Genomic DNA, 12,172 nt, shown 5'->3' with positions numbered 1-12,172 from the left:
ATTTGTATTCAATATCATCAGTTGAAGAACTTCAAAACTTAAACCCATACATCGTAATTGGATGTGGTGGAGGTGGGGAAAAATTCTCAAACCTTGAAGGAATTGAAACTGTAGGATTTGTAGATGATGACCCAGATAAACAAGGAACAAATTTTATGGGATTTGAAGTTGCATCAAGTTTAATAGATTTAATGGATGAAGTTCCAGAAGCTAAAAGTATAGTTATAATGTTACCTATAGGTGCAGAAGGGGCAGCTTTAAAATATGCAGTACAAGCAATTGATGCTGGTAAAAATGTTGTAAGTTCATTCAGATCATTATCTATTGAAGATAATATTTCTTTAGCAAAATTTGCTAATCAAAATGGGGTTGCTATTAAGGAAATAAGTCCAAGATTAGATATGATTAATAATATTTTTGGAATAGCTCCAGAAAAAAGTACTGAAATTTTACCAAAAATATCATACACACCAAAAGCAAGTATTGTTTTTTGTGGAGGTACTTCTCAAGAGTGTGGTAAAAGAACAACAACACGTAATTTAGGATTAGCCGCAACAAAACGAGGATTAGTTTCAGGTGTTATATCAACAGATGAAATGGGGCTTGAAAAACCTACTGATTTTAATTTCCGTGCAGGAAGTTTAAGTGCAATGGATATTCCATCCGCTATTTTAGGTTCAATTAAATACTTAGAAGAAGAAAAACATCCAGATATTATTTTCATTGAAGGTCAATCCAGTTTAACTGAAGATGGAAACCCTCACCCTAGAGGTTTATCTGCTGCAATTTTAATAGGTGCTCATCCTGATGCTGTGATTGTAGGTCATAGACCAAATCATCCATTCCGTGAACCAAGAGGCATACCTGAGGAAATAAAAGCTATTGAAGCTGTTGAACCTACTAAAGTTGTTGGAATTAGTATTAATTTACGTAACGAACCGGATAAAACACCTGAAGACTATGAAAAAGAATATGGTCTTCCAACTGCAGATGTTCGTGAAAATCCAGATAAATTATTAGATGCAATCTTAGATCATCTAAAAAAATAATTAAATTTTAAAATTTTTTTCATGGAAAAAGTGATTTTAAATGTCATTTATAGGTACTTTAAAAAAAAGTCTTGGTTTTGAAGAAAACCGTAATAATAAAAGAAATGTTGGAGTAAATGATTTCACTGAAGAATTTTATGACGAAACATATACAATTGTTCCAGAACAATCATTTTATGAAATTATTCTAATTCGCCCAAGAACTATTGCAGATATAGATTATATTTCTGATCAAATTCTTGAAGAAAATAATCCTGTTATTGTTGATTTAGGTTTTCTTGAAAGAAGAGGTCCTGTAGAATTTAAGAATGCTACTCGTAGAATTAAAATTTTACGTGAACAACATAATGTTGAAGCAATACTCCTTGCTCGTGAAGAAGGTAAAAATTTAATTATTCTCTCACCTACTCAGGTTCAAATTATTAAAAAACAATAATTTAAAAGAAGTTTAGAAAAAAATAATATTATTTTTTTTATTTTTTTATATTTTGAAGAATTTTTTAGCATTTTTAAATGCTACTTTTTCAATATCACTATTTTTATAACCTAATTTTTTTAGTGTGCGAACAGTTTTAGGCACACTTATAGGATCTGATGGTTTATTACTTATATCACTGTTTAATAAGAATTTATTAAAACCATATTTATCTAATATTTTTATAGCTTCTTCTTTGGTCATTTTTTGTGGTTGTACGGTTAAACCAAGTGTGTAATCATAGTCTATTACATCTTCTACAACATTAGGATTAATATGATCTATTACCACTAATTTTGGATTTATTGTTTCATCTACAATGATTTTAATATCTTTCAATACTTCTTTTTTATTTTTACGTGGTGTGTGGATGATTACTTTGCTTTTTGTGTCTTCTGCAATTTCTAATTGTTTTTTAAATGCTTTTTGTTCATTTATTGTATTATCATCTAAACCTATTTCTCCTATTGCCACTATTTTCTTTTCTTCCACTAATCTTCTAATTTCTTCATAAATTTGGTCATTGTTTTCACTTACATTTGCAGGATGTAATCCTAAAGCAACTTCTAATTTTAATCCATATTCCTCTGCTCTTTTGGTGTCATATTCAAGTATTCTATCAAAGTGGTTTATTAAGCATGTTTGATTTCGTAGTTTGTAAGGGTAAAATGAGCAAGTGATTGCTGTATCTATTCCGCTTGTATACATTAAATCAAAGTCTTCACTGCTTCTTGAGTCTGCATGGGTATGTGTATCTATCATCATAAATATTCACTCTCTATATAGTTATATTTTTTTTAAATTAATTAAATTTATATCATTATGAAGGTAATATAGAATTAATTAAAAATTATTTTTAAAAGAATTTAAGAGGGATTATTATGGAAAATAATGAAGAAATATTGCCTTTTTCTGAAGTAACTAAATTTCATGGACATGTGTGTCCTGGTTCTGCTTTAGGTTATAGGGTAGCTAAAACTGCAATGATTAAGTTAAATGTATCTAAATCTGGTGATGAAGAATTAGTAGCAATTTGTGAAAATGATTCTTGTGCTGTAGATGCAATACAAGTAGTAACTGGTTGTACATTTGGTAAAGGTAACTTCATATTTAAAGACTATGGAAAACATGTATATACATTTTATAATAGGGAAAATGGTGAAAATATTAGAATTTATGTAAATGCAGATTTTAATGATATTGTTCCAGAATTTGTAGCACTAAAAAATAAATTCGATCAAGGTACTGTTACAATGGAAGATAAAAAAAGTTTTCAACACTTCAAAGATGAATTATCTTATAAAATATTAGAAGTTCCTGAAGATAAATTATTCACATTATCAAAAGCAGAATTATCCTTACCAAAAGAAGCAAATTTATATAATTCTATTAAATGTGGTGAATGTGGAGAATTAGTATCTGAACATAGAATGAAAGAAAAAGATGGGGAAAAAGTGTGTATTCCTTGTTTTAATAAGGAATAAAAATCTTCCACTCATTATTTTTTTTAATTTTTTAATATACTTTTTATTTTACTAGTTAAATCATTAATAGGGACACGTTCTTGTTCTTCAGTGTCTCTGTTACGTACTGTTACAGTTTTATCTTCTATTGTATCAAAATCTATAGTAACAGCTACAGGAACACCTATTTCATCTGCACGTGCATATCTCCGTCCAATACTTCCACTTCCATCGTAATCAACAGTGAAACCATCTTTTCTTAATGATTCTTGAATATTGGAGGCTATTACATCTAAACCTTTCTTATTTACAAGTGGAAGAACACTTACTTTTATAGGTGCAATTTCGTTTTTAAATTTGAAATAATCTTTATCATCATTTTCACTTGCATTGTGGAAAGAATGTAATAATACACAGTAAAGTATACGATCTATACCAAAAGAAGGTTCAATTACATGAGGTATTAATTTTTCACCTTTAACTTCCTCAGTACTTGTTTCAAATAGTAAATGTTCACTTGTTAATTCATAAGTATTGTCTAATTCTAAATTATATTTACCATTTGCTTCAATTTCTTCTTTTAATTTATCTGCATCACAATTTTTTAACCAACCCATAATTTTTGGAGCATCACCTTTGAATGTTGGACCAAATACTTTAAGGTTTGGTTTTACAGTATTTTTAGTAATTGTTTTTGGTTCATCGTAAGGAATATAAATGTTTAATTCTTCATTACTTTCTTTTCCATGTTGTGTTAAATCATAATTTCCACGATCAGCTATTCCAATAATTTCAACCCATCCATATTGATCAGTTAAACATTCTACATCCCAGCAATCAAGAGCATAATGAGCCATTTCTCCAGGTAAGTGTTGACGGAATCTTAACTTATCATTTGGTATGCCTAATTCATTTAAGAATTTTCTTGCAAGGTATAATTGGTAAGTTAACATTTCACTACTTATTATTCCATCATCTAAAGCTTTTTGTACTGTTATGTGTAATTCTTCTTTTTCATTGATTTGAACATCTTGTGAACATAAATCTAAAGTTTCATTTGCTATTGTTTTAAATTTAGGGTGAGTTTTATCTTCAGGGTTTAAGAAGATTTCACATTCTGCTTGAGTGAATTCTCTAAGTCTTATTACTCCTTGACGTGGACTTATTTCATTACGATATGCTTTTCCTAATTGAACTACTCCAAATGGTAATTTGTTACGATAAAATCTAGATAATCTTTTGAAAAGTATGAATATTCCTTGTGCTGTTTCTGGTCTCATATAACCTGGTTTTGTTCCTTTTGCACCGATTTGTGTTTTAAACATTAAATTATAATTCCAAATTTTAGCTAGTTCTCCACCACAAGTTGGACATTTTATTGTATTATTTATTATGATTTGGTCCATTTCTTCATTAGCTAAGCTTTCAACATCTTTATTGATTGCTTCTTCAATTAAATGATCTGCACGGAATACTTCTCCACATTTTTCACATTTTGTCATTGGGTCTGTGAAGTTATCTACATGTCCTGAAGCTTTTAATACTTCTTTTGGCATAACTGTTGGTGATTCTATTTCATAAAATCCTTCACCTGCAGTGTACTGTTTTCTCCATTTTTGCATTATATTGTTTTTTAATGTTGCACCTAATGGTCCATAATCAGTAAATCCACTTACTCCAGAATAAATTTCGAATGAAGGCCATAAGAAACCTCTTTTTGCTCCAATATTCATCATTTTGTCATGATTCATAAATTTAATACTCCTATAAATATTTATTTTTGATAATTAGTTTTTATAAAAAAAAGAATGAGTAATAATAAAAAAATTATTTTTTTTAAAAGTTAAAGTATAATTAAATCTTTTTTTATTTATTAAGTTCATAATCCATTTTAATCCGACTACTTTCAGGTTTTTCTTGTCCCATATACTTACTATGTCTACTAGGATGACCATAAGGGATTTCGGATGGACTAGTCATTGTTTCAAATACTACTTGACATACTCTTTGACCAGGATATAATGCTACTGGCATTGCACCAATATTACTAATTTCTAAGGTTATTTTGCCTTCAAATCCGGGATCTATATATCCTGCTGTTACATGCATAGTAACACCTAATCTACCCATACTAGATCTACCTTCAACACGTGCTACAATATCATCAGGTAATTTCACGGTTTCTTGTGTTGTTGCAAGTGCAAACTCATTTGGGTGTATAATGAATGCTTCACCTTCTGGTACTTTAAATGATTCCATGTAACTTGCCACTTCCTCATTATCTTTTGGATCTATGTAAGGTGTTCGTATAACACGAAATACTTTAAATTCATCTCCGATACGTAAATCTACTGATGAAGGTTGTATTTGCTTTTCTTTATTGTCTAAAGGTTCAATACTAATATGTCCTTCATCCAATAATTTTTTAATATCTTTATCACTTAATATAGCCATAAATATTTGATTCCTGAAAAAAATAATTTTTTATAAAAAAATATAATATTTTATTTTATGTTTTTTTATATTAAATAAGTTATTCACTTATTATTAAAGATTTTTTTTAAAAAAAGAAAAATTATATGATGAGTTAATTATTTCTCATCAATTCTCATTTTTAATCGTCTAAGTATTCCAATGAGAGTATGAGCTTCACGTCCAGTTATGAATGCACGATTAATAATGTTTTTAAAAGTTTTAAGACCATTACGTTTTTTATGGTCTGGAATTTTAATAGTATCAATCAATTCTTTCATGTCCTTAAGTAAATAATCCTTTTCTATTTGTGTACTTTCATCATAACCCTCTACTGGGAAATGGTTACGGTTTTTAAAGATTTCATAAAAAATAATAGCCGCAGCATGAGTTATATTCATTATAGGATAATGTGGATCTGTAGGAATACTAACTATTATGTCACATTTATCAATTTCATCATTTGTTAAGCCATCACCTTCTCTTCCAAAAAGAATTGCAATATTAGTATTTGTATCCATTTTTTCCCCTAATTCATTAGGAGGTATTGGTATACGAGAAAGATTATAACTTCCGCCAGGAGTTCCAGTAGAACCTATAATAAAATCAATAGAATACTTTTTAAGGAAACTTTCAAGATTATCACAAATTATAGCATTTTCAACAAGATTTTTTGCATGCATAGCTTGGTAATATGCATCATCTTTTAATTCACACGGATTTATAAGAACTAAATTTTTTAATCCAAAATTTGCCATTGTACGAGCTAAGAAACCAACATTTCCACTAGTTTCACATTCTACAAAAACTACATAAATATTTTTTTGTAAGCGTAAAGTTCCTTCATCAACAGTTGAATCATTACTTACTAATTGAGCTCTTTTAGTAGATTTTGATTTACTTTCAGTTTTAGATTCTTCAACTTCTTCTTTATCTTTTGTTTTAGGTATTAATTCTTTATTTGCAATTACTTCCTCTTCACTTACTGTGCCGGGCATAAATATTAAAACTCCATTATTATTCTTTTTCTTCACTGTAAGTTAATTTTAATAATTCTACCAGATTCATTCCATTAATTTCTGTTTCATTTATAGCTTCTAATCCATCTTTAATATTGGATTGGCAAAATGGACATATTGTGATAAAATTATCAGCACCAGTTTCTTTAATCATTTGTGCTTTGTTTTTACTTAATTCTAGGGCAATTTCTGGTCTGGCAGATTTAACTCCTCCACCAGCTCCGCAACATTGACATGGGAATTCCATTTCTTCAAATTCTACACCAGGAATCATATCTATAATTTCACGTGGTTGATCTTTGATTCCTTGTCCTCTACCAAGATGGCAAGGATCATGCCAAGTTACTTTCATATCTAATGGTTTCATTTTACTAGTATCTAATTTATCGATTAAAAATTCACTAATATCCATTACATTTAATTTATTGCCGAAATTAGGATGGTCATTTTTAAGTGTTGCACCACAACCTGCACAAATAGTAATTACAGTATCATAATCTTTAAATACTTCCTTATTTTTATCAGCTAATGCTTGTACTGCATCACGTTGCCCTGTACGTAATAATGGTGAGCCACAACATACTTGATTTTCTGGAACATCAACATTTATACCATTAGCTTTAAAAACATCCATTACAGCTTCACCTACATGTTGTAATCTGTAATCTACCATACAACCTGTGAATAAAGCAACTTTAGATTTTTCCTTGGTTTGTTTTTTGTTTTTATTATAAGATTCTATAAATCCTTCTTTTTCTGGATGGGTAACACTTCGACCAGTTTCTTCAACCATTTTTTTAATTTTTTTATGTGCTTCTAAAGGTCCTTCATCTTCACTGTATGCAATTGCTCTTAATTTTTCAACAGCATCTCCAAAACTGTTAATATCTTTTGGACAAACTGCTCCACATTTTCCACAACTAGTACAATCATATAATCCGTTTTCAAATCCTTCTTTTAACCTATTTTTTAATTCTCTTGGATCAAATTCGAATTTACTAATATATCTCATGAAATAAGGTCCTGCGAAGTCTTCTTGGAAATTTTGATATACGGGGCATGCTGTTAAACAGCTGTAACATTCTATACAACTTCTAACTTTTAATGTATCTTCCATTTCTTCAGGTTTCATTAATTCTTCAGGATCATTTGTTTCAAGATGTAAATCCATATCATTTACTTTATTTTCGATTGAGGAACGATCAACTATTAAATCTTTAATTATTGGTAATTTTAAAGGTTGAATTGTTGTTTCGTTTGCTATTTCTTTTTTACAAGCTAATCCTGGATTTCCATTAATTCTCACTGCACATGATCCACACTGTCCAGCTCTACAACTACTTCTAAAGCTTAAATTTGCATCATATTCTTCATTTATTAAATTTAATGCTTCTAAAACTTTCATTTGAGGTGTTTTTTCAATTTCATAAGTTTCAATATATGGTTTTTCATCTGTGTCTTTATTGAAACGTGATACGTGAACTTTAATTTTCATAAAATGACTACCTTTCTTTTTATATTGATAAAATTTTTTAAGATTTATATAAATTTATAATAATTAATGTTTTATGCTAAGTACTATTTTAAAATTCTTATTAATAATAATGTGAAATTAATTTTCATAAATTTTTTTTTTAATGATTTCTATTTTTTCATTATAAAAATATATATTTATTATTAAAACTAAAGATAATTATATTATAATTTTATATAAAATTTGAAATTTTTTTATTAATAATTGGTGAAATCGTTATGAGTTATGAAAAATTAACAAAAGGTGAAAAAGGAGAAAAACTATTTTTGCTTGGAAATGAAGCAGCAGTACGTGGTGCTTTTGAGTCTGGAGTAAAAGTAAGTGCAACTTATCCAGGAACACCCTCATCAGAAATAGGTAATATTTTATCTTTAACAGCAAAAAATGCTAATATGTATTTTGAATTCTCAGCAAATGAAAAAACAGCAATGGAAATAGCAGCAACTGCTGCTGTAAGTAATTTGCGATCATTTACTTTTATGAAACATGTTGGGATGAATGTGGCAAGTGATTCTGCAATGACTACTGCATATAGTGGGGTGAATGCTGGAATGGTTATACTTGTTGCAGATGATCCATCAACTTTCTCTTCTCAAAATGAGCAAGATACAAGAAACTTTGCAAGACAATCCAATCTTCCAGTTTTAGAACCAAGTAATCCTCAAGAAGTAAAAGACATGATGGTTTATGCTTATAATTTATCTGAAGAAATAGGATTACCTGTAATTGTTAGAACAACAACACGAGTATCTCATATGAGAGGACCAGTAACATTAGGAGACATTCCTAAATCTGAGGAAGATATACGGGATGGTGAATATTGGCCTAGAGGACACTTTGATAAAAATCCAAGTCAATATGTTCCTGTACCTGCAAATGCATTAGATATGCACACAGTTCTTGTAAATAAGATAGATTCTTTAGAAAAATTTGCATTTGAATCTGAATTAAATAAAGTCTATCATTTTGATAATATTGGTACTCCTGCAAAGTTATATGGTAAATTTGGTGTAATTTCAAGTAGTAGTGCTTTTAATTATGCATATGATGTAATCAACAAGGATAAATTAGGTATTGATATACTTAAATTAGGATTATCATATCCTGTAAGTGAAGATTTAATATTAGATTTTGTGAAAGATTTAGATGGAATTTTCATAGTTGAAGAAGTAGATCCAATACTTGAAATAAGTGTTTTAGCAATCCTTGGAGAAAATGGTTTAGATATTCCAGTTTATGGGAAAAGAAATGGAACATTCCCTTTTGTTCATGAGTATAGTCAAGATATTGTTAAAGAATCATTTAACAGAATATTAAATTATTATGAATTTGAAGATAATGAAGATTCCCCTGCAATAAAAGAATTAAAAGATTCTATTCCTAATCGTCAACCAACTTTATGTGCTGGTTGTCCTCATCGTTCAAGTTATTATTCAATTGGTAAAGCTGCAGAAGAATTAGAAATACCTGAATCTGAGATGGTTTTTGCTTCTGATATTGGATGTTATACTTTAGGTATTAGTCCACCGTATAATGCTGCAGATTACTTATTAAGTATGGGTTCCAGTATTGGTGATGGATGTGGATTTAGTAAATCCACTAATCAATATGTTTGTAGTTTTATTGGAGATAGTACATTTTTCCATAGTGGAATAGCTCCTCTTATTAATGCTGTTCATAATAATAATAAGAATTTAGTTGTAACTATATTAGATAATCGTATAACTGCTATGACTGGAGGCCAACCAAATCCTGGATTACCTGTTGATGGTGTTGGGGATGAAGCTCCTGCAATAAATATTGAGAAATTAGTTGAAGCTATTGGTGTTAAATTTATTAGAACAACTAATCCTCATAGTATAAGAAAAACTATTGATATTTATAAAGAAGCATTAGAATATGAAGGAGTTAGTGTTGTAATAACACAATTCCCATGTACACTTATTAAAGGGATTAAAAAACGAAAACCAATGAGTATTCAAGATAATTGTACAAAATGTTATAAATGTGTGGATGAATTGGCTTGTCCTGCAATATCTAAAATAGGTGATGATGTAGTTATTGATAGTAATATGTGTTTTGGATGTGTGGCATGTGCTCAAATATGTCCGGAAAAAGCTATAAAAGCTAAAAAAGAGGATGGTGAATAGTTATGTCTAATGGTACTTATAATATTTACATCTGTGGTGTAGGTGGTCAGGGAATCATTAAGACTAGTGTTGTTATTGGTGAAGCTGCAATGGCTCAAGGTTATGATGTTGCAATGAGTGAAATTCATGGTATGAGTCAAAGAGGAGGTTCAGTTTCTACTGAACTTCGAATTGGTGATTATAAAAGTAGTATTGTTGAGAATCATAAAGCTGATATGGTTCTTGGTTTTGAACCAATAGAAGTTGTTCGAGGTTTGAATAAAGCAAATTATGATACTAAAATTGTTTTTAACACAATACCTATTGTCCCTTCAACAATTTCACAAACAGGTGAAAGATATCCATCTGTTGAAAATGAGATTATTCCTACTTTAAAACAAGAATATAATAATGTGCATCCTCTTAATGGTAATCAATTAGCTGAAGATGCTGGAAGTATTTTATCATTGAATATGGTATTATTAGGTGCATTAACAGCTAGTGATGATTTCATTTTATCTAAAAACGATATTATTAAAGCTATGAAAAATAATCTTAAACCTAAATTCCATGAAATGAATATTAAAGCTATTGAAAATGGATATAATGCTGTTAAGTAAAATATATAAATTTTTAGGAGACTTTTAATCATGTCATATAAAATAAAGAATGCAATAATTAAGTGGGATAAAAGTGCTGGAAAATTTGACCTTGTAGATCCTGAAAGATACTTTAATGGAAAAGAAATATTAGTTGCAATAGATGGTGATGATTTAATTACTATCCAATTACTTGTTAATGCTATTGTGAAAAATGATTTTAAGAATTGGAAAGAAATTCATGGTAAGAAACCTGATGATTCTATTAAAAACTTACTTTTAAAATTAGGTTATCAAAAGGAAGAAATAGCTAAAATGTTAAGAGAATTTTAAATTTTTCTTTTCATTACATTTTTTTTAAATTTTTATTTTTTTTATTCGCAATTTTTTCTATTTTTTATATTTTTATTCATTAAAAAATCAAATCATATTATTTTATATACTTATAAAACCTAGGTTTACATGTTTATTTATAATTGCTGGAGGTTTAATAAATGAGTATGAAAAATATAGTAGTTGCAGGTGGAGGAGTTTTAGGTAGTCAAATAGCTTTTCAAACTGCTTTTAAAGGATTCAATGTAACAATTTGGTTACGAAGTGAAGGATCTATTGGAAGAGCTAAACCTAAACTTGAAAGAGTAAAAAATATATATTTAACAACTCTTGAACAAATGAAAACAGACCCAAGTGCATATTGTAATGGGTTTACTGATAAAAAAGATTTAACTGATGATGAAATCGATGAATTGAAAAATAAAGCTGAATTAGCATATGATAATATAACTTTAACTACAAGTTATGCTGAAGCAGGTAATGATGCTGATTTAATTATTGAAGCAATTGCTGAAGATCCAAAACAAAAAATTCCTTTTTATCAAGAATTAGCTAAAAATATTCCGGATAAAACTATTATTGTTACTAATTCTTCTACATTACTTCCTAGTGCATTTGCTGAGTATACTGGTCGTCCTGAAAAATATCTTGCATTACATTTTGCAAATTCTATTTGGAAGAATAATACTGCAGAAGTTATGGGGCATGCTGGTACTGATCAAAAATACTATGATATAGTGGTTGATTTTGCTGAGAAAATTGGTATGGTTCCTTTACAACTTAAAAAAGAACAACCTGGTTATATACTTAACTCTATGTTAGTTCCATTTTTAAATGCTGCTGAAATGTTATATGCAAAAGGTGTAGCTGATCCTGAAACTATTGATAAAACTTGGGTACTTGCTACAGGTGCACCTATTGGACCTTTCAGAATTTTAGATATTGTAGGTTTAACTACTGCTTATAATATTGTTATTATGAACCCTAATGCATCTGATATTGAAACTATTGAGGGAAAAATAGCAGCTATGCTTAAAGAGAAAATTGATGCTGGAAAAACTGGTATTAATGCTGGTGAAGGATTTTATAAATATTAAAT

General features: G+C 29.0%; 12 protein-coding genes. 7 read left to right on the top strand and 5 right to left on the bottom strand.

Translation table 11 applies throughout. The features are described 5' to 3' along the window. Nucleotides 1-2: 2 nt before the first annotated feature. Nucleotides 3-1,049: a DUF1611 domain-containing protein gene (locus ACA135_RS06360; RefSeq protein WP_409197920.1), complete on the top strand. Its 1,047-nt coding sequence runs from the start codon at nucleotides 3-5 to the stop codon at nucleotides 1,047-1,049. A 40-nt stretch (nucleotides 1,050-1,089) separates the two neighbouring features. Continuing rightward, nucleotides 1,090-1,485, top strand: coding sequence for a cell division protein SepF (locus ACA135_RS06355; RefSeq protein ID WP_409197919.1), 396 nt, complete (start codon nucleotides 1,090-1,092; stop codon nucleotides 1,483-1,485). A 45-nt stretch (nucleotides 1,486-1,530) separates the two neighbouring features. Here ACA135_RS06355 and ACA135_RS06350 read toward each other — a convergent pair whose 3' ends face one another. Next, nucleotides 1,531-2,286 (bottom strand): TatD family hydrolase, encoded by a 756-nt coding sequence (locus ACA135_RS06350; protein ID WP_409199097.1) that lies wholly within the window; start codon nucleotides 2,284-2,286, stop codon nucleotides 1,531-1,533. A 119-nt stretch (nucleotides 2,287-2,405) separates the two neighbouring features. On the opposite strand from ACA135_RS06350, the gene ACA135_RS06345 reads away from it, so the two are divergent. After that, nucleotides 2,406-3,008 carry an FmdE family protein gene (locus ACA135_RS06345; protein ID WP_409197918.1) on the top strand — a complete coding sequence of 201 codons (603 nt, stop codon included), beginning with the start codon at nucleotides 2,406-2,408 and terminating at the stop codon, nucleotides 3,006-3,008. Nucleotides 3,009-3,031: 23 nt separating this feature from the next. Here the strand turns inward: ACA135_RS06345 and glyS are convergent, their stop codons facing one another. The 4 genes from glyS to tfrB form a co-directional block, all read right to left on the bottom strand. Further along, nucleotides 3,032-4,738, bottom strand: coding sequence for a glycine--tRNA ligase (glyS, locus tag ACA135_RS06340; protein ID WP_409197917.1), 1,707 nt, complete (start codon nucleotides 4,736-4,738; stop codon nucleotides 3,032-3,034). Between the two features lie 115 nt (nucleotides 4,739-4,853). Further along, a complete protein-coding gene (gene dcd / locus ACA135_RS06335) occupies nucleotides 4,854-5,441 on the bottom strand; it encodes a dCTP deaminase (RefSeq protein WP_409197916.1) in 588 nt (195 codons plus the stop codon). Between the two features lie 137 nt (nucleotides 5,442-5,578). Further along, nucleotides 5,579-6,457, bottom strand: a complete 879-nt coding sequence (locus ACA135_RS06330; protein WP_409197915.1) for a TrmJ/YjtD family RNA methyltransferase — start codon at nucleotides 6,455-6,457, stop codon at nucleotides 5,579-5,581. Nucleotides 6,458-6,476: 19 nt separating this feature from the next. Next, nucleotides 6,477-7,973, bottom strand: a complete 1,497-nt coding sequence (gene tfrB / locus ACA135_RS06325; RefSeq protein ID WP_409197914.1) for a fumarate reductase (CoM/CoB) subunit TfrB — start codon at nucleotides 7,971-7,973, stop codon at nucleotides 6,477-6,479. A gap of 257 nt (nucleotides 7,974-8,230) precedes the next feature. On the opposite strand from tfrB, the gene iorA reads away from it, so the two are divergent. The 4 genes from iorA to ACA135_RS06305 all read left to right on the top strand — a co-directional run bounded on the left by iorA (nucleotide 8,231) and on the right by ACA135_RS06305 (nucleotide 12,170). Continuing rightward, nucleotides 8,231-10,162 carry an indolepyruvate ferredoxin oxidoreductase subunit alpha gene (iorA, locus tag ACA135_RS06320; protein WP_409197913.1) on the top strand — a complete coding sequence of 644 codons (1,932 nt, stop codon included), beginning with the start codon at nucleotides 8,231-8,233 and terminating at the stop codon, nucleotides 10,160-10,162. Between the two features lie 2 nt (nucleotides 10,163-10,164). After that, nucleotides 10,165-10,761: an indolepyruvate oxidoreductase subunit beta gene (locus ACA135_RS06315; protein ID WP_409197912.1), complete on the top strand. Its 597-nt coding sequence runs from the start codon at nucleotides 10,165-10,167 to the stop codon at nucleotides 10,759-10,761. 30 nt (nucleotides 10,762-10,791) lie between these two features. Further along, nucleotides 10,792-11,073 (top strand): hypothetical protein, encoded by a 282-nt coding sequence (locus tag ACA135_RS06310; protein WP_409197911.1) that lies wholly within the window; start codon nucleotides 10,792-10,794, stop codon nucleotides 11,071-11,073. A 161-nt stretch (nucleotides 11,074-11,234) separates the two neighbouring features. Next, nucleotides 11,235-12,170, top strand: coding sequence for a 3-hydroxyacyl-CoA dehydrogenase (locus ACA135_RS06305; protein ID WP_409197910.1), 936 nt, complete (start codon nucleotides 11,235-11,237; stop codon nucleotides 12,168-12,170). Nucleotides 12,171-12,172 lie beyond the last annotated feature (2 nt).

The organism is Methanobrevibacter acididurans (genome assembly GCF_046197875.1).
Lineage (GTDB): Archaea > Methanobacteriota > Methanobacteria > Methanobacteriales > Methanobacteriaceae > Methanobrevibacter_A > Methanobrevibacter_A acididurans.
The sequence above is the reverse complement of the archived record's forward strand: the minus strand, read 5'-3'. Positions and strand labels throughout refer to the sequence as shown.

Bases quoted from the DNA above. Each gene is read 5' to 3' on its own strand.
- tfrB (WP_409197914.1), bottom strand. From the start codon at position 7,973: ATGAAAATTAAAGTTCACGTATCACGTTTCAATAAAGACACAGATGAA.
- ACA135_RS06330 (WP_409197915.1), bottom strand. From the start codon at position 6,457: ATGCCCGGCACAGTAAGTGAAGAGGAAGTAATTGCAAATAAAGAATTA.
- ACA135_RS06315 (WP_409197912.1), top strand. From the start codon at position 10,165: ATGTCTAATGGTACTTATAATATTTACATCTGTGGTGTAGGTGGTCAG.
- iorA (WP_409197913.1), top strand. From the start codon at position 8,231: ATGAGTTATGAAAAATTAACAAAAGGTGAAAAAGGAGAAAAACTATTT.
- ACA135_RS06310 (WP_409197911.1), top strand. From the start codon at position 10,792: ATGTCATATAAAATAAAGAATGCAATAATTAAGTGGGATAAAAGTGCT.
- glyS (WP_409197917.1), bottom strand. From the start codon at position 4,738: ATGAATCATGACAAAATGATGAATATTGGAGCAAAAAGAGGTTTCTTA.
- dcd (WP_409197916.1), bottom strand. From the start codon at position 5,441: ATGGCTATATTAAGTGATAAAGATATTAAAAAATTATTGGATGAAGGA.
- ACA135_RS06345 (WP_409197918.1), top strand. From the start codon at position 2,406: ATGGAAAATAATGAAGAAATATTGCCTTTTTCTGAAGTAACTAAATTT.
- ACA135_RS06350 (WP_409199097.1), bottom strand. From the start codon at position 2,286: ATGATAGATACACATACCCATGCAGACTCAAGAAGCAGTGAAGACTTT.
- ACA135_RS06355 (WP_409197919.1), top strand. From the start codon at position 1,090: ATGTCATTTATAGGTACTTTAAAAAAAAGTCTTGGTTTTGAAGAAAAC.
- ACA135_RS06305 (WP_409197910.1), top strand. From the start codon at position 11,235: ATGAGTATGAAAAATATAGTAGTTGCAGGTGGAGGAGTTTTAGGTAGT.